Raw genomic sequence first — 17,221 nt, forward strand, 5'->3', positions numbered from 1 at the left:
GCGGGCTCAGCGGTCGCGGTTGAAGCGCGTGGTGATCCAGAGCAGGAGAAGCAGGATGAAAAGGGCGCTGCCGCCGGTGAGGTACGGGCTCAGGCTTTCGTGCTGGCCGCCCTTCTGCCCGGCTTCGGCGAGGGAGACCAGGGACTGTGCGGCAGAGTGCAGACTCATCGTTGGCAGGACCAATCCGGGCGGGGTTCGGACAGAATCTTCCGCCACATCGTAAGCGCCACGTCACCGCGGGCTCACGCCGACTCCGCCCGAAGGGGCCCGGCCGGCGTCCCGTCCCCTCCCGGTCGGGATCAGTCCTCGTTGCTGTAGCCGCGCAGCAGGATCCACGCGAGCAGCGCGGCGCCCAGCACGCCGACGATGATCACGGTGCGCAGAATCCAGCCGGGGCCGCTGTCCTTGGAGGTCTCGGCGACGGCGAGCAGCAGGCTGGAGTGCGGCATGGCGGTGGCTCCCTTTTGTACGGGCCTGACGGGCATTGGTCCGCTCGCCAGCGTACGCCCGGGCATCCATTCGCCTGTCAGTGGCGTCCTCTAGTCTGAATCACACGCAGTCGAACAGGGGGAGGCCCCAATGACGGAGAGCCCAGACGGCGGCGCACAGGTACCGGGCCGGAACCGCAAGCGGTTCCCCGGTATCTCGTCGCGGTCCTACGAGCACCCGGCGGATCGCTCGGCGCTGGTCGCGCTGCGCAAACTGAGCGGGTTCGACACCGTCTTCAAGACGCTCAGCGGTCTGCTGCCGGAGCGCAGCCTGCGGCTGCTCTTCCTGTCGGACTCGGTCCGCGTCAGTGACCAGCAGTTCGCGCATCTCCACGCGATGCTCCGCGACGCCTGCTACATCCTGGACCTGGAGAAGGTCCCGCCGATGTACGTCAATCAGGACCCGCAGCCCAACGCCATGTGCATCGGCCTGGACGAGCCGATCATCGTGGTGACGACCGGCCTGGTCGAGCTGCTCGACGAGGAGGAGATGCGGGCCGTCATCGGCCACGAGGTGGGCCACGCCCTCTCGGGTCACGCGGTGTACCGCACCATCCTGCTGTTCCTGACCAACCTGGCGACCAAGGTCGCCTGGATCCCGCTCGGCAATGTCGCGGTCATGGCGATCGTGACGGCGCTGCGCGAGTGGTTCCGCAAGTCGGAGCTGTCGGCCGACCGGGCCGGCCTGCTCGTCGGGCAGGACCTCCAGGCGTCGATGCGCGGCCTGATGAAGCTGGCCGGCGGCAACCACCTGCACGAGATGAACGTCGACGCGTTCCTCAAGCAGGCCGAGGAGTACGAGTCCGGCGGCGATCTGCGCGACTCCGTGCTCAAGATCCTCAACGTCCTGCCGCGCAGCCACCCGTTCACCACGGTCCGCGCCGCCGAGCTGAAGAAGTGGGCCGAGAGCCGCGACTACCAGCGCATCATGGACGGCCACTACCCGCGCCGCGAGGAGGACAAGGACGCCTCGGTCTCCGACTCGTTCCGGGACTCCGCGGCGCACTACGCCGAGTCGGTGCGGACCAGCAAGGACCCGCTGATGGGCCTGGTGCGCGACATCGCCGGCGGCGCCGGGGACCTGGGCGGCAAGCTCCGCGACACGGTCTTCGGCTCACGCGCCAACGGCGCCGGCGGATCCGACGGCGCTAAGGGATCGGATGGCTCGGGGTCGGCTGGGAAGTAGCCGAAAGCTGGCCGCAGAGCGAGGCGTTGGTCCGGCTCCGGGCGTAGGGGTCGGTGCCGGCGGGTCGGTCCGGGCCGGCGTGCTGCCCGGCGAGCAGCGGGCGCAGCGCGTCGGCCGGGTCCGAGGAGCAGTTCAGCGGGCCGGCCTGCAGGCTGCTCTGCGCGACGGTCAGGCGGTGGTCGGCGAGGTCGTCCCGGCCGATCTGGAAGTGCAGTTCGCGCCGGACGGTGACGAGCGAGGCGGCGCCCGGCGTCGGTGTGCCGGTCTGCTGCCCGGCGTCGTCCCGCGGGGCGCCGGGCGCCGGCCGGACGGCGTAGACGAAGGTGTAGTCGGCGGTGATGTCGAGGGTGTCCGCGCTCAGTTCCGTCGCGCTCAGCGTGCCGTCGACGCGGACGTCGCGGTCGGCGAGTTCGACCCGCTTCGGGTCGAAGCGGACCAGCCAACCGGTCGCCGCGTATTGGCCGTTGCCGTCCGGGTGCGCCAGACTCCGGTCGAACTGGTCGAGTTGGCCGGTGTCCAGCAGCAGCCTGACGGGGCGTACGGCGCCGCCGGTGAGGGTGGCCGGATCCACCGACGAGCGCACGAGGTAGTCCTTGGCGATGGTCATCGCGGTGACGATCTGGCCGTCGGAGAAGTGCGCACTGCGCTGGACGGCGGGGAGGTTGATGCCGGCCGCGCCGATCCGGTAGTCGGCCGCCGGGCTGTGCGAGAAGAGGTCCTCGGGGGCCGCGCCCGGCACCGTTCCGGGCGGCGCCAGCGGCACCACGGAGGACCGCAGCGGCTGGGACCGGGCCGGCTCGGGGGCCTTGTACGGGTGGCGTACGCCCATGTAGACGGCGGTGCCGAAGGCCAGCACGATCAGCAGCACCAGCAGGACCGCCTGCCGGGATCCGCCCAGCCGCAACCACGCGTGGCGGGTCTTCACCGCCGGGGCGTGATGCTCGCCCAGCCGCTCGTCGGCGGAGAACTCCTGCAGCCGCGCCGCGCGGATGAACCGCTCGTCGAAGACCACGGATCGGTACTCGTCGTCACCGCCTCCCGGGGCGCCCTCAGGCATCCCTTCAGGAGGGTCACCAGGCCCGGTCATACAACAAGGGTAGGTCTGAGCGGGCCCACGTAAACGCCGGAGGACGCGGCAACTTCGGCTCAGTGCGTCCCGGGGCCCGCGGAGAGCGACGGACGCAGTCGTTCGGCGGGGCCGGCCGTGGGCACGCCGGGGTTCGGCACCCCGGGACGGGGGGTGCCGAGGTCGTCCTGGCCGCCCCTGACCGGCGCGCCGGGGGACGGCGCGTCGACGCCGCTGGAGCTGGCCGGCGGCGCGGGGCTCTGGCTGCGGCCGGAGGCGCCCCGGTAGACGGCGCTGAAGGCCAGCGCCACCAACCCGACACCCATCACCACGGCCAGCACCCAGGCGATGGGACGGTGCCAGCGGACGGCGCCGCGGTACGGGCGCAGGGAGCCGCCGTAGGGGCCGTACGGGCCGTACGGGCCGTAGGCGTCGCGGTCACCGGGGCGGTCGTCGAGCTCCCCGTGGTCGTGGTCGTAGTCGTCGTCCGGGCCGAAGCCGCCCCCCGGTCGGGCGGCCGCCTCGGCTTCCGCACGCGCCTCGGCGGCGGCCAACATCCGCTCGACCGCCGAGGGCTCGTGGACCGTCGCGGCCCGTACGAATTCCTCGTCGAAGACCACGGAAGCGAACTCCTCGTCCGCTCGTCCGTGGCTCCCGTGGTGGTGCTCGTCGGGCTCTTCGCCGTCCGGGAACGGCGTGCCCCCCGCGTCGTCCGGCACCCGTCCAGGGTAGCCCCGGCCGGCCCGTTTGGGCAGGGAGAAGAGCGGCCGGATACCGGGCGGAACCGGGCCCTCCGCGAGGGGTGTCAGCGGGTGTGGCCGTCGCCGGTGACGATGTACTTCGTGGACGTCAGCTCCGGCAGGCCCATGGGGCCGCGGGCGTGCAGCTTCTGGGTGGAGATGCCGATCTCGGCGCCGAAACCGAACTGGCCGCCGTCGGTGAAGCGGGTCGAGGCGTTGACCGCGACCGTCGTGGAATCCACCAACTGGGTGAAGCGGCGGGCGGCGGCCTGCGAGCCGGTGACGATGGCCTCGGTGTGGCCGGAGGTCCAGCGCCGGATGTGCGCCACCGCCGCGTCCAGGTCGGGCACCACGGCGGCCGCGATGTCGTACGAGAGGTACTCGGTCGCCCAGTCCTCGTCGGTCGCCGGGGCGACCAGGCCGGGGCCGGCCTGCTGCCAGGCGGCGTCGCCGTGCACCACCACGCCTGCCTGGGTCAGCGCCTCCAGGGCGCGCGGCAGGAACTTCTCGGCGATACCGGCGTGCACCAGCACCGTCTCGGCGGCGTTGCACACACTGGGGCGCTGGGCCTTGGAGTTGACCAGGATGTCGATCGCCATGTCGAGGTCGGCGGCCTCGTCGACGTACACGTGGCAGTTGCCGGTGCCGGTCTCGATCACCGGGACCGTGGACTCCTCGACGACCGTGCGGATCAGGGCGGCGCCGCCGCGCGGAATCAGCACGTCGACCAGGCCGCGGGCGCGCATCAGCTCGCGCACCGAGTCACGGCTCTCGCCGGGGACCAACTGGACGGCGTCGGCCGGCAGCCCGGCGCTCTCCACGGCGCCGCGCAGGACCTCCACCAGGGCACTGTTGGAGGCGTACGCGGAGGACGAGCCGCGCAGCAGGACGGCGTTGCCGGACTTCAGGCAGAGGGCGGCGGCGTCCACGGTGACGTTGGGCCGGGCCTCGTAGATGATCCCGATCACGCCGAGCGGGACCCGGACCTGGCGCAGGTCGAGGCCGTTGGGCAGGGTCGAGCCGCGCACCACCTCGCCGACCGGGTCGGGCAGCGCGACGACCTTGCGGACGTCGTCGGCGATGGCCGCGATCCGCTCGGGGGTGAGGGTGAGCCGGTCCACGATCGACTCGGCGGTGCCGGCGGCCCGGGCCTTCTCGATGTCCTGGGCGTTGGCCGCCACCAGCGCGTCGGTCTGTGCCACCAGGGCGTCGGCGATGGCGAGCAGCGCCCCGTCGCGAGCCGTGCGCGGCAGCGGGGCCAGGACGGCGGCCGCCTCCTTGGCGCGGCGGGCGGTGTCGAGGACGGGCGAGGACTGGGATGCGCTGCTGGTCATGGCCGCAGCCTAGCGCCGCGCCGGGCGGCGACCACGACCGATTCCACAGAGCGGGACGCCGGTCACACCGGCGGCCGGGCCTGTGGACGCTGCCGCGTACCGCGTCCTGACCCATCGGACACGGCCCGGGAGGACGGCCTAGTAGGGATGCACCCCGACCGGCGAGGCCGGTGGTGGCCCGTAGCCCTCCGCGACGCGCTGGTGGTACGTCTCCCGGTCGATGACCTCCAGGCCGACGATCTCCCAGGGCGGCAGTTTGGCCGTCGAGCGGTGCTCGCCCCACAGTCGGAGCGCGACCGCCGCCGCGTCGTGCAGGTCCCGGGCCTCCTCCCAGTAGCGGATCTCGGCGTGGTCGTTGGCGTAGCGGCTGGTCAGCAGGAAGGGGTGGTCGTGGGCGAGTTGTTCGAGCGCCCGGCGGACCTCCTTCAGCGGGGCCTCGGCACCGGAGACGCTGAGGGTGACGTGCCACAGCCGGGACACCTCCCTGCGCTCGCCCTCGCGCGCCCGCGGTGCCGTCCGGTCCCGCTCCGCCCGCCGGTCGTCCGCCGGCCGGCCGGCGCTCCCGACGCTGGTCAGTGTGCGCTCCGCCGTCCCTCGGGCCGGAGCCCCTGGGCGCCCTCGTGTCACCGGCGGCCTCCTGTGATGCGAATCGCTCCGCCCCCTGGGGTGCGGAGCCGAATGGTGCGGTCGTCCTTCGGCGTGAAGCGCTCGCGCGCTGCGGGCGCCGCTCCCGCGGCGCCCCCCGCAACAAAGTTGACCAGCCCGCGGCTGCTCGCGGGGCCGTTTTGCCGAAGGTCCCCGGTGAAAGGCTGATGAAGGCCGCTCCCGTGGTGACCCGCGTGACGGTCCCCGACAACCAGGTCAGTGGTGCAGCAGCACCAGGTCGTCGCGGTGCACGACCTCGCGCTCATACGCCGGTCCCAGCTCGCGGGCCAGATCCCGGGTCGAACGACCAATCAATCGGGGGATTTCGCGGGCGTCGAAGTTGACGAGCCCCCGGGCGACCGCGTGACCGCCCGCGTCCCGCAGCTCGACCGGGTCCCCGGCGGAGAACTCGCCCTCGACGGCGGAGATCCCGGCGGGCAGCAGCGAGGAGTTCCGTTCGACGACGGCCCGCACCGCGCCGTCGTCCAGCACCAGGGCGCCCTGCGGCGTGGAGGCGTGCGCGAGCCACAGCAGCCGGTCGGCGGAGCGGCGGCCGGTGCGCAGGAAGTGGGTGCCGGTGGTGGCGCCGGCCAGCGCGTCGGCGGCGTGCACGGCGGAGGTGAGCACGACCGGGATGCCGGCCGCGGCCGCGATCCGGGCCGCCTCCACCTTGGTGACCATGCCGCCGGTCCCGACGCCGGACTTCCCGGCACTCCCGATGGAGATGCCCGTCAGGTCCTCGGGCCCGCTGACCACCTCTATCCGCGAGGTGCCGGGGGTGGCCGGGTCACCGTCGTAGAGGCCGTCCACGTCGGAGAGGAGGACCAGCAGGTCGGCGCGGACGAGGTGGGCGACGAGGGCGGCCAGCCGGTCATTGTCGCCGAAGCGGATCTCGTCGGTGGCGACGGTGTCGTTCTCGTTGACGATCGGCACCGCGCCCATGGCCAGCAGTTGGTCGAGGGTGCGGCAGGCGTTGCGGTAGTGGGCCCGGCGGCTGGTGTCGTCGGAGGTGAGCAGCACCTGGCCGACCCGGCGGCCGTAGCGGGCGAAGGAGGCGGTGTAGCGGGCGACCAGCAGGCCCTGGCCGACGCTGGCGGCGGCCTGCTGGCGGGCGAGGTCCCCAGGTCGGCGCTCCAGCCCCAGAGGGGCGAGGCCGGCGGCGATGGCCCCGGAGGAGACCAGCACGATCTCCTTGTCCTGGTGCTTGGCGAGGACGTCCACCAGGGCGTCGACCCGGTCCGCGTCCAGTCCCCCGGTGGCCGTGGTCAGCGAGGACGAGCCGACCTTCACCACGATCCGGCGGGCGTCTTCCACGTCCTGCCTCTGCCCTGCCACCTGCATACCCCTGTGTTCGCCCGTGCTCGTCCGTGTTCGGCTGTACCAGCCGATGCATTTAGCCGTACGGAATCCGTACAGCGGCAATCTACGGCAGCACCCCCTGCCGACGCCTCGCCATATCGCCTGGCGGACGCCCCGCGGACACCGGGATCCGCGCATTCCAAGTCGAGGCCGAAAAAACTAAGACGGATATCGACGCTCGAAGGTTGCGTTCGATTGGTCCGTTTCGCGGTGAAGAGAGCCACATCAGATTGGCACCAAGGCCAACGAGGTCATACGGTCGGGTGTCCATCGGTCCCGTTTCGTCGCCTCGGCGGCGTCGCAGCGCGGGACCGGCCGCCGTCCCCGGCCTCCCCCCATGACCTTTCTGCTGCCAGGAGCCCCCTCCCGTGCCTTCCGCCGGAATCGCCCCCAGACGAGCCGTCCAGCTCGCGGCGCTCTTCGCGATGATGGTCGCGTTCACCGCCCAGCTGATCGGCGCACTGCTGCCCGTCATTCCGCTGTTCATCGCAGCGTCAGTGGTCAACCTGGGGCTTGACCTGGTCCTCCAGCACCAGCAGCCGGCCCTGCTCGCCCTGCTCGGCCGGATCCGCTTCGACGTGACGGTACGTCAGCTGCTGCGGGACATACTGATGTTGGTCGGCCTGCTGCACATCGACGGCATCAACCCCCTGGAGGAGCAGGCCCCCCTCACCATCACCCTGCTCGCCTTCTACGGCACCCACTTCGTGTGCCAGGCGGTCGCGGTCCTGGTCCGCCGCTCCCGGAGCCTGCCGTTCGTCACCCGCAACATCGACGCGAGCGCGCTGGGACTCGCCGACGCCCCGCCGCGGCTCCTCTACCGCCAGACGGGCCGGCGGCTGCTGCGCTTCTCGGTGCCCACCACGACCGGAATGATGATCACCGCGGTCACCGGCAACGTCTTCTGGGGCGGCATCGGCATCGGCGTCGCCCTGCTGCTCTCGGCCGGCGGCACCCTCTACTTGAGCAGCTGGCTGCTGCCCGGCAAACAGGTCGTCGGCGAGCAGCGCGCCCTGGCCTGGCTGGACAACTGGCTGGCCGCCTACCGGCCGACGGTCGGCATGTACTTCTCCGGCGGCGTCACCTCCGCCTACCAGGCCAACATGTGGCTCGACACCCTGGCCGGGCTGGACGGCAAGCCGATCATCATCCTCCGCGAGCGGTTCATGGTGCAGAAGATCGAGGCCACCGACATCCCGATCGTCTGCATCCCCAAGGTCGCCCACCTCATGCGGCTGGAGCACTCCACCCTCAAGGCTCTGCTACACCCGGCGAACTCCGGCAAGACCTCGCAGATCCTGCGGATCCCCTCCATCAAGCACGCCTTCATCAACCACGGCGAGAGCGACAAACTCTCCTCCTGCAACCCCTACGCCAAGGCGTACGACGAGGTGTGGGTGGCCGGCCAGGCGGCCCGGGACCGCTATCAACTCGCCGACATCGGCATCGAGGACAAGGACGTCGTGGAGGTCGGCCGCCCCCAACTGACGCCGATCCGGCCCTACGAGGGCGCCCCGATCGGCCGGTACACCACCGTGCTCTACGCCCCCACCTGGGAGGGCTGGGACGGCAATCCGGGCAACACCTCGGTGATCCTGGCCGGCGAGAACCTCGTCCGCGCGCTGCTCGCCGACCCCTCGGTCCGGCTGCTCTACAAGCCGCACCCGATGACCGGCTCGGTGGACCCGCGGGCGGGCGCCGCCGACATCCGCATCCAGGCCATGATCGCGGCGGCCAACGCCCGGCGCGGCGGCGCGCTGCCCGGCCCGGAGGCCGCCGCCGAACTGACCCGCCGCACCGCCGAGCTGGACCGGCTGACCACCGCCGACTTCCGCAAGAGCGCCGACGAACTGGAGCGGATGCGGCTGCAGGGCACCCCCGAGGAGGGCCACGCGGCCGCCGTCGAGGCCGCGGTCACCGCTTGGGAGGAGGCGTACTGGGACGCCTTCCCGGAGTGGGAACACCGCGTCATCACCACCGTGCGCCCCAGCATCTTCGCCTGCTTCAACCAGGCGGACCTGCTGATCAGCGACGTCTCCAGCGTGGTCTCCGACTACCTGACCAGCGAGAAGCCGTACGCCGTCGCCAACACCTCCGGGTTGGCCGAGGACGACTTCCGCGCGCAGTTCCCGACCGTGCGGGCGGCCACCATCCTCACGCCCGACGGCTCCGGGGTGCCCGCGCTGCTGGAATCGGTCCGCGACCCGGAGCGGGACGTCCTGGCCGCGGCCCGCGCCGAGCTCAAGGAACACCTGCTCGGGCCGTCCGACCCGCCCTCGACGGTCCGCTTCAACGAGGCCGCGGTGGAGCTGTGCGCCCGGGCCGACGAGCGGCGCCGGCGGATGGAGAACCGGCTGTCCGGGATCCCCGTCCAGCGCTCGCAGCAGGCCACGACCGCCGCCGGGACGGCCCGGCCGGGCTCCGGTGGCGCCTCGGACTCCCCCGCCGCCGTCTAGCCCGCAGCGGGCCGTCCACGGCCCCGTCGACCGCACGCAGGCCCCGGGAGAAGAACTCCTCCCGGGGCCTGCGTGCGGTGTGCGGCTCCGGCCCGAGGGTCGGAGCGCGCCTGCGGACACTGCCTAGAACGGCGAGAAGCCGTCGTACTCGCCCTGCGCCTCGTCGCGCGCCGCGTCGCGGTCGCGGCGGCGCTGGGAGGCCGGGCGCGGGGCCTCGAACCGGTGGTCCTCGCCACGGCGGCCGAGCATCTCGGCGCCGGCCGACACCGACGGCTCCCAGTCGAAGACCACGGCGTTGTCCTCGGGGCCGATCGCCACGCCGTCCATGGCGCGGGCGCCCGCCTTGAGGAGCGCGCCCTCCACGCCGAGGCGGTTGAGCCGGTCGGCAAGGTAGCCGACGGCCTCGTCGTTGTTGAAGTCGGTCTGGCGGACCCAGCGTTCGGGCTTCTCGCCGCGGACGCGGAAGAAGCCGTCGCCCTCCTGCGTGACCGTGAAGCCCGCGTCGTCGACCGCCTTGGGGCGGATCACGATCCGGGTGGCCTCCTGGACCGGCTTGGCGGCGCGCGCGGTGGCAACGATCTCCGCCAGGGCGTAGGACAGCTCCTTGAGGCCCTGGCGGGCGACCGCGGAGACCTCGAAGACGCGGTAGCCGCGCGCCTCCAGGTCCGGGCGGATCATGTCGGCGAGGTCCTTGCCGTCCGGGATGTCGATCTTGTTCAGGACGACCACCCGCGGCCGGTCGCCGAGGCCGCCGTACTGGCCCAGCTCCTCCTCGATGGCGTCGAGGTCGGAGACCGGGTCGCGGTCCGACTCCAGCGTGGCGGTGTCCAGGACGTGGACCAGCACCTCGCAGCGCTCGACGTGCCGCAGGAACTCCAGGCCCAGGCCCTTGCCCTGGCTGGCGCCGGGGATCAGGCCGGGGACGTCGGCGATGGTGTAGACCGTCGCACCGGCGGTCACCACGCCGAGGTTGGGCACCAGCGTCGTGAAGGGGTAGTCGGCGATCTTCGGCTTGGCCGCCGAGAGGACCGAGATCAGCGAGGACTTGCCGGCGCTCGGGTAGCCGACCAGCGCGACGTCCGCGACGGTCTTCAGCTCCAGCACGATGTCCCGGCCCTCGCCGGGCTCACCGAGCAGCGCGAAGCCGGGGGCCTTGCGGCGGGCCGAGGACAGCGCGGCATTGCCCAAGCCGCCCCGGCCGCCCTGGCCGGCCACGAACCGCGTGCCCTGGCCCACCATGTCGGCCAGCACCTCGCCGTTCCCGTCCAGAACGACCGTGCCGTCGGGCACCGGCAGGATCAGGTCCGTGCCGTTCTTGCCCTCGCGGTTGTCGCCGGCGCCCGGCTGGCCGTTGGTGGCCTTGCGGTGCGGGTGGTGGTGGTAGTCGAGGAGCGTGGTGACGTCCTGGTCGACGACCAGGATCACATCGCCGCCGCGGCCGCCGTTGCCGCCGTCGGGGCCGCCGAGCGGCTTGAACTTCTCCCGGTGTACGGAGGCGCAGCCGTGGCCTCCGTTACCCGCGGCGACGTGCAGCTCGACGCGGTCCACGAAGGTGGTCATGGTGGGGGTGCCTCCAGATCAGCGGGGTTGTCGTGCGTTGCCGTGCCGGTGATGCCGTGCACACGGCGGATGTGTCTCGTTCTTGTTCATAACGCGCAAGGGCGGACCCCTCTTCCCGCGTGACGCGGGAAGAGGCGGTCCGCCCCTGACGTGCTGTCGACGTGTGTCGTCTCCGGCCGAATTACTCGGCGATCGGGACGATGTTCACGACCTTGCGGCCGCGGAAGGTGCCGAACTGCACCGCACCGGGCTGCAGGGCGAACAGGGTGTCGTCGCCACCGCGGCCGACGCCCGTGCCCGGGTGGAAGTGGGTGCCACGCTGGCGGACCAGGATCTCACCGGCGAGGACGGCCTGACCGCCGAAGCGCTTCACGCCGAGCCGCTGAGCATTGGAATCGCGACCGTTCCGAGTGGACGATGCGCCCTTCTTGTGTGCCATGTCTCCTCAGTCCCTTACTTCGCCGGAGCGTCGATGCCGGTGATCTTCAGCGCCGTGTGGAGCTGGCGGTGGCCGATCCGCTTCTTGTAACCGGTCTTGTTCTTGTACTTCTGGATCCGGATCTTGTCGCCCTTGTGGTGGTCGACGACCTCGGCCTGGACCTTCACGCCAGCCAGGACCCACGGGTCGCTGGTGACCGCGTCACCATCGACGACCAGCAGCGTGGAGAGCTCGACGGTGTCGCCGACCTTGCTGGTGGACATGCGGTCAACTTCGATGACGTCGCCAACAGCAACCTTCTGCTGGCGTCCGCCGGTGCGCACGATCGCGTACACGCGGAACTCTCTCTCGCTAGGTTTCGATCCTCTGATGCCAGCTGCTCTCACGGGCTCAGGGACGTCCCGTGGAATCCGACCCGTGGATGGCGGGTGGGACGAGCGGCCTCCCTCGGCAGGGCCGAGAGGTGTGTGCTCAGAAGGGGTGGTGTCACACAGACACCGACGGTCAAGGTTACGGGGCCTCGACCAGAGGGTCAAACCGGCCCCGGACCGCCTCGCGACGGTCCGGAGCCGGGCACTGCTCAGTTCTCCGCGGAAGCCCCCGGTGCAAGCACCGTTCCCCAAGCTCTCAACTCCGTTCGAGCAGGGGAGGCCCCATTCACTGGAGCGGGTTACGCCGCGCCCTCCGAGGCTGCGGTCTTCTTGGCCGCCGCCTTCTTCGTCGTCGTCTTCTTCGTGGTGGTCTTCTTCGCCGCGGCCTTCTTGGCGGTGGTCTTCTTCGCCGCCGTCTTCTTCGTGGTGGTCTTCTTCGCCGCGGCCTTCTTGGCCGTGGTCTTCTTCGCCGCCGCCTTCTTCACGGTCTTCTTCGCCGCGGGCGCCGGCTCGGCGGCCTCAGCGCCCTCGGCAGCCTCGACGGGCTGCTCGGGCGCCTCGGCCACCGCCTCGGGCGTCGGCTCGGCGACCGGGGCGCTGATCACGATCGTCCCCGCGGCCTCACCCACCACGGCCTCCGGCGAACCGGCCGGCGCGGACGCCCGCCGGGTGGCCCGGCGACGCGGACGGGACGGCGCGGGCTCCGCGGCGGGAGCGGGCTCCGCCGCCGGCGCCTCGGCGACCGGCTCCGGAGCGGGCTCCGGCTCGGCGGCCGGCAGCACGATCGCGGCGGCCTCCTCAGCGGCCTTGGGCGCACCCGCCGGCGCCGACACCTTCCGGCTCACCCGGCGGCGGCCACGGCCCCGCCCGGTGGCGGCGGCCTCGGCCTCCGCGGGGCTGCCGAACCACTCGTCGGTGCCGTCCACCGACGGCTGCAGCTGCGCCTCGGTCACCGCGACCGGCTCCAGCTCCGGCATCGCCTCCTCCGCCGGGGCGGCCTCCGCGGCGACCTCGACGGGCTGCTCCGGCTGGGCACCGTTCGCCCCGGCCTTGCCCTTCTTCTTGCGCTTGCCACCGGCCGACGGCTGGTCGACGTGGACGATCACGCCGCGGCCGTTGCAGTGCACGCACTGCTCGGAGAAGGACTCCAGCAGGCCCTGGCCGACCCGCTTACGGGTCATCTGGACCAGGCCCAGCGAGGTGACCTCGGCCACCTGGTGCTTGGTGCGGTCCCGGCCCAGGCACTCCAGCAGGCGCCGCAGCACCAGATCCCGGTTGGACTCCAGAACCATGTCGATGAAGTCGATGACGACGATGCCGCCCAGGTCGCGCAGCCGCAGCTGGCGCACGATCTCCTCGGCCGCCTCCAGGTTGTTCCGGGTGACGGTCTCCTCGAGGTTGCCGCCCTGACCGGTGAACTTCCCGGTGTTGACGTCGATCACGACCATGGCTTCGGTCTTGTCGATCACCAGCGAACCGCCGCTGGGCAGCCAGACCTTGCGGTCCAGCGCCTTCATCAGCTGCTCGTCGATCCGGTACGTCGCGAAGACGTCGACCTCGGAGGTCCACCGCTGGAGCCGGTCCACGAGGTCCGGCGCCACGTGCGAGACATAGCCGTGGATGGTCTGCCAGGCGTCGTCACCGCTGACGATGACCTTGGAGAAGTCCTCGTTGAAGATGTCGCGGACGACCCGGACGGTCATGTCCGGCTCGCCGTAGAGCAGGCTCGGCGAGCCGGTGGAGGCCGCCTTCGCCTTCTTCTGGATCTCTTCCCACTGAGCCTGCAGCCGCTCGACGTCCCGGCGCAGCTCGTCCTCGCTCGCGCCCTCCGCTGCGGTGCGCACGATGACGCCCGCGTCCTCGGGGACGATCTTCTTGAGGATCTGCTTCAGCCGGGCCCGCTCGGTGTCCGGGAGCTTGCGGCTGATACCGGTCATCGAGCCCTCGGGCACGTAGACCAGGTAGCGGCCGGGCAGCGAGACCTGGCTGGTCAGCCGGGCACCCTTGTGACCGATCGGGTCCTTGGTGACCTGCACCAGGACGGACTGGCCGGACTTCAGCGCGGTCTCGATGCGGCGCGGGCCGTTGGCCATGCCCAGCGCCTCGAAGTTGACCTCGCCGGCGTACAGCACGGCGTTGCGGCCCTTGCCGATGTCGACGAAGGCGGCCTCCATCGACGGCAGGACGTTCTGGACCTTGCCCAGGTAGACGTTGCCGACGTACGAGGTGGCCTGCTCCTTGTTGACGAAGTGCTCCACGAGCACGTTGTCCTCAAGAACGCCGATCTGGGTGCGCTCGCCGCTCTGGCGGACCACCATCACCCGCTCGACGGCCTCCCGGCGCGCCAGGAACTCCGCCTCGGTGATGATCGGCACCCGGCGGCGGCCCTGCTCACGCCCCTCGCGACGGCGCTGCTTCTTGGCCTCCAGGCGCGTCGAGCCCTTGATGGACTGGACCTCGTCGGCGCCGGTGCCCTCGTCCTTCTTGCGGGGCTCGCGGACCTTGACGACGGTGCGCTCCGGGTCGTCGGTGTGCGTGGTCTCGCCCTCGGCGGGCTCGCCGCTGCGCCGGCGGCGACGCCGACGACGACGGCTGCTGCTGGTGCTGGCAGCGCCCTCGGACTGCTCCTCGGCGGTCAGCTCCTCGCCCTCGGCGACCTCCTCGGCCTCCTCGGCGCCCGGCTCCTCGGCAGCGCCGCCCTCGGCGGGCTGCTCCTCCGCGCCCTCGGCCAGGTCACCGCGGCGACGACGACGGCCACCGCGACGGCGACGACGCGAGGGGCGCTCGCCCTCCTCGGCCTCGGCGTGCTCCTCCTCGACCTCCTCGGCTTCCTCGGCCTCCTCGACCTCGGCGGCCTCCTCGGCAGCGGGCGCCACGGCGGGGCCGGCGCTCGCACCGGACGGCTCCTCGGCCGGCGCGGCGGCCATCGGCTCGGCCTCGGCGGGCTCGCCGCGACGACGGCGACGGCGACGCGAGGCACCCGCCGGCGCCTCCTCGGGCGTCTCCACGGTCGACTCCGCCTCCTGGCGGGCGGCGGCGTGCTCGGCGGCGGCGCTCTCGGGGGTCTGGAACATCGGCTCGGCGAAGACCGGGGCCTGGAAGACGGCCGTCGGCGGCCGCTGCGCCCGGCGGCGACCGCGCGCCGGCGCCTCGGTCGAGGGCTCCTCCTCGGTACGGGCCGCGGGTGCAGCAGCGCGCGCGGCGTCAGCCGCTCCGGTGGAGCCGGCGCCTGCGACGGAAGCCTCCGCGGGCCGCTCGGCACGGCGACGCGACCGGCGACGCGGGGCCTCGGCGGCCTCCTCGGCGACGGGCGCCTCGGCCACCGGCTCCGGGGTGGCGGCCGGCGCGGTCGCCTTACGGGTGGCACGACGACGCGTACGCGCCGGACGCGCCTCCTCCTCGACAGCGGCGGCCGGAGCCTCTTCCGCTTCCTCTTCCTCGGCGGGCACCTCGGCGGCCGGCGCCTCGACGACCGGCTCCGGGGTGGCGGCCGGCGCGGTCGCCTTACGAGTGGCACGACGACGCGTACGCGCCGGACGCGCCTCCTCCTCGACAGCGGCCGCGGGAGCCTCGACGGCAGCGGCGGGCGCCTCGACGGCGGGGCTCTCCTCGACGACCGGCTCCGGGGTGGGTGCCGTCGCCTTACGGGTGGCACGACGACGCGTACGCGCCGGACGCGCCTCCTCCTCGACAGCGGCGGCCGGAGCCTCCTCGACGGCAGCGGCGGGCACCTCGACGGATTCGGGTGCGGGCCCGGCCGGCGAGGTCGCCTTGCGGGTCGCCCGGCGACGCGGGCGGGCCGGCCGCTCCTCTTCGGCGGCGGGCTGCGCAGCGGCGGGTGCGGTGTCGGTCGCTCCGGCGGGGGTCCCGCTCGACGCCGGCGGGGCGTCGGTCACGACCGCGGCCTTCTCGGCGGCGGCTGCGGCCGGCGGGCCGGCCGGCCGGGAGGCCGCGCGGCGCCGGCGGCGCGGCGGCAGGGTGTCGCTGGGCGAATTGTTGTTGTCACCCTCACGGTCCGCGGACCGCGTGGATTCAGTGGGCTCAATAGATTCGAGCATGCGGGCGGTTCTCCCGTCACGCTCCCGGGCGCCGCGCCTGATTCCGGCCGCGGTCCGCGCGCTGGGCGCGGTTCCGCTGTCCGGGGCGCGGGCGCCGCACGGGAGCTGTCGTCTCGCTCGCCGGGCCCGTGGACCGGGCCGGCGAAAGTCTCCTGGTCAGTGCGTCCGCCGGACCGGGGTGGCACCCTGGTTGATCGGCGACGCGACGACGCGTCCTACGCAGTGCCGTCCCCGGAAGTGGCCGGGGAGGCCCCGCCCTGCACCGTCGCGGTACTCAGCTCAGCGGCCGTGGATGGAGTGGCCGTGGCAGCGTCGCGGTCGGGCGCCAGCGGGTCGGTCACCGTGCCGGTCTCCTCATCGAGCAGCCCCTGCGCCAGCCTGGTCACCGCTGCGGGGACCGGCGGCGCCAGGTCGGCCGTAACCCGGAGGCCGGACAGGACGTCGTCGGGTCGAACGGCAGGTGTCAGATGCCGAACAACCAGCCGCAGTATCGCACAGGCATCGCCGTCGGGCCTATCGCCCGGGACCGGGACGGTCTCCAGGTGCGCGACCGCACCCCGGGCGTCGAAGCTCCGCATGCCGTTCTTGGTGCGGCGCTCGACCGGCACCTCGTCGGCGGCGAGGAACGCCTCGACGGCGCGCCCGGCCTCCTCGGCGGCGACCCCGTCGAGCCGGATCTCCCACACCGACGCCTGCAGCCGATCGGCGAGACCGCTGGTGTGCGCCTCCACCGCGTCGGTCACGTCGAGGCCGTCGGGCAGGGACGCGTCGAGCAGTGCTCGGACGGTCTCCGGCTCGCGGCGCTCGGTGAGCTGGATCTCCAGGTACTCGGCCTCACTGCCGGTACCGGTCGGCGCCGCGTTGGCGTACGACACCTTGGGGTGCGGGGTGAAGCCCGCCGAATAGGCCATGGGGACCTCGGCGCGGCGCAGCGCCCGCTCGAAAGCGCGCTGGAAGTCGCGGTGGCTGGTGAACCGGAGGCGGCCGCGCTTGGTGTAGCGCAGTCGGATGCGCTGCACCGCCGGTGCGGGCGGCGGGCCTTCGGGCTGTCGCTTGCCCAGTGTTACTTCTCCTTGGTGTCAGGGCGCGGCTGGTGCCGCCCCGTCCGGGCCACCCCCGCGTGGCGAGGACATGTCGTGCCCGGACGTCTTTACCTAGAGTACGTGCCACGCCCGCGGCCGGTTCCCGCCGGGGCGCCCGGCGGCCTCCCGGCGGCCCCACCACCCGGTGAAATCCATTCGGACGGGTGGGCCGACAACGGCCCGGACACCACCCGCACGCGGAGGTCCGATACCAAAGCTTCTCCGCTCGGCGGACCCGGAAAACCCCGCCGCGCTCCTCGATCGCCCGGCACGTACGGCTCCGGCCCGGCCCCGCACGACTGCGGGGACCGGGCCGGAGGCGCACACCGCGGCGCGCGCGGCGACGGCTACTTGACGACGGTCAGCGGCAGCAGCTTCTTGCCCGTCGGGCCGATCTGGATGTGGGTGTCCATCTGCGGCCATATAGACACAGCTCT

14 protein-coding genes are annotated in these 17,221 nt (G+C 72.6%); 2 read left to right on the forward strand and 12 right to left on the reverse strand.

The window, feature by feature from the left end:
* Positions 1 to 6: 6 nt before the first annotated feature.
* A complete protein-coding gene (locus JNO44_RS16480) occupies positions 7 to 168 on the reverse strand; it encodes a hypothetical protein (RefSeq protein ID WP_039636459.1) in 162 nt (53 codons plus the stop codon).
* Positions 169 to 299: 131 nt separating this feature from the next.
* Entirely contained in the window at positions 300 to 449 is a 150-nt protein-coding gene (locus JNO44_RS16485) for a hypothetical protein (RefSeq protein WP_167390701.1), read from the reverse strand.
* 130 nt (positions 450 to 579) lie between these two features.
* On the opposite strand from JNO44_RS16485, the gene JNO44_RS16490 reads away from it, so the two are divergent.
* A complete protein-coding gene (locus tag JNO44_RS16490) occupies positions 580 to 1,674 on the forward strand; it encodes a M48 family metallopeptidase (RefSeq protein ID WP_205364936.1) in 1,095 nt (364 codons plus the stop codon).
* On the opposite strand, the gene JNO44_RS16495 is transcribed toward JNO44_RS16490, so the two are convergent.
* From JNO44_RS16495 to proB, 5 genes are all read right to left on the reverse strand, one after another.
* On the reverse strand, positions 1,637 to 2,761 hold the full coding sequence (locus JNO44_RS16495; protein WP_205364938.1) for an SCO2583 family membrane protein: 1,125 nt from the start codon (positions 2,759 to 2,761) through the stop codon (positions 1,637 to 1,639). The two genes, JNO44_RS16490 and JNO44_RS16495, sit on opposite strands and share 38 nt — an antisense overlap.
* 59 nt (positions 2,762 to 2,820) lie before the next feature.
* Positions 2,821 to 3,459 carry an SCO2584 family spore wall biosynthesis protein gene (locus JNO44_RS16500; RefSeq protein WP_205364939.1) on the reverse strand — a complete coding sequence of 213 codons (639 nt, stop codon included), beginning with the start codon at positions 3,457 to 3,459 and terminating at the stop codon, positions 2,821 to 2,823.
* Between the two features lie 86 nt (positions 3,460 to 3,545).
* Positions 3,546 to 4,814 (reverse strand): glutamate-5-semialdehyde dehydrogenase, encoded by a 1,269-nt coding sequence (locus tag JNO44_RS16505; RefSeq protein ID WP_039636451.1) that lies wholly within the window; start codon positions 4,812 to 4,814, stop codon positions 3,546 to 3,548.
* 138 nt (positions 4,815 to 4,952) lie between these two features.
* Positions 4,953 to 5,441: a hypothetical protein gene (locus tag JNO44_RS16510; RefSeq protein WP_039636449.1), complete on the reverse strand. Its 489-nt coding sequence runs from the start codon at positions 5,439 to 5,441 to the stop codon at positions 4,953 to 4,955.
* A 234-nt stretch (positions 5,442 to 5,675) separates the two neighbouring features.
* Positions 5,676 to 6,800: a glutamate 5-kinase gene (gene proB, locus JNO44_RS16515; RefSeq protein ID WP_443032938.1), complete on the reverse strand. Its 1,125-nt coding sequence runs from the start codon at positions 6,798 to 6,800 to the stop codon at positions 5,676 to 5,678.
* Between the two features lie 386 nt (positions 6,801 to 7,186).
* On the opposite strand from proB, the gene JNO44_RS16520 reads away from it, so the two are divergent.
* The gene (locus tag JNO44_RS16520; RefSeq protein WP_205364940.1) at positions 7,187 to 9,274 is read left to right on the forward strand and encodes a hypothetical protein; all 2,088 of its coding nucleotides are present in this window, start codon (positions 7,187 to 7,189) and stop codon (positions 9,272 to 9,274) included.
* A gap of 123 nt (positions 9,275 to 9,397) precedes the next feature.
* Here the strand turns inward: JNO44_RS16520 and obgE are convergent, their stop codons facing one another.
* The 5 genes from obgE to JNO44_RS16545 all read right to left on the reverse strand — a co-directional run bounded on the left by obgE (position 9,398) and on the right by JNO44_RS16545 (position 16,721).
* On the reverse strand, positions 9,398 to 10,834 hold the full coding sequence (obgE, locus tag JNO44_RS16525; protein ID WP_205364941.1) for a GTPase ObgE: 1,437 nt from the start codon (positions 10,832 to 10,834) through the stop codon (positions 9,398 to 9,400).
* Positions 10,835 to 11,015: 181 nt separating this feature from the next.
* Positions 11,016 to 11,273: a 50S ribosomal protein L27 gene (gene rpmA / locus JNO44_RS16530; RefSeq protein WP_039636444.1), complete on the reverse strand. Its 258-nt coding sequence runs from the start codon at positions 11,271 to 11,273 to the stop codon at positions 11,016 to 11,018.
* A 14-nt stretch (positions 11,274 to 11,287) separates the two neighbouring features.
* Positions 11,288 to 11,608 (reverse strand): 50S ribosomal protein L21, encoded by a 321-nt coding sequence (gene rplU / locus JNO44_RS16535; protein WP_039636442.1) that lies wholly within the window; start codon positions 11,606 to 11,608, stop codon positions 11,288 to 11,290.
* Positions 11,609 to 11,943: 335 nt separating this feature from the next.
* Positions 11,944 to 15,702, reverse strand: a complete 3,759-nt coding sequence (locus JNO44_RS16540) for an Rne/Rng family ribonuclease (RefSeq protein ID WP_205364942.1) — start codon at positions 15,700 to 15,702, stop codon at positions 11,944 to 11,946.
* A gap of 215 nt (positions 15,703 to 15,917) precedes the next feature.
* Entirely contained in the window at positions 15,918 to 16,721 is an 804-nt protein-coding gene (locus JNO44_RS16545) for a TIGR03936 family radical SAM-associated protein (RefSeq protein WP_205364943.1), read from the reverse strand.
* Positions 16,722 to 17,221 lie beyond the last annotated feature (500 nt).

It is taken from the genome of Streptomyces noursei, from assembly GCF_016917755.1.
GTDB classification, from domain to species: domain Bacteria; phylum Actinomycetota; class Actinomycetes; order Streptomycetales; family Streptomycetaceae; genus Streptomyces; species Streptomyces yunnanensis.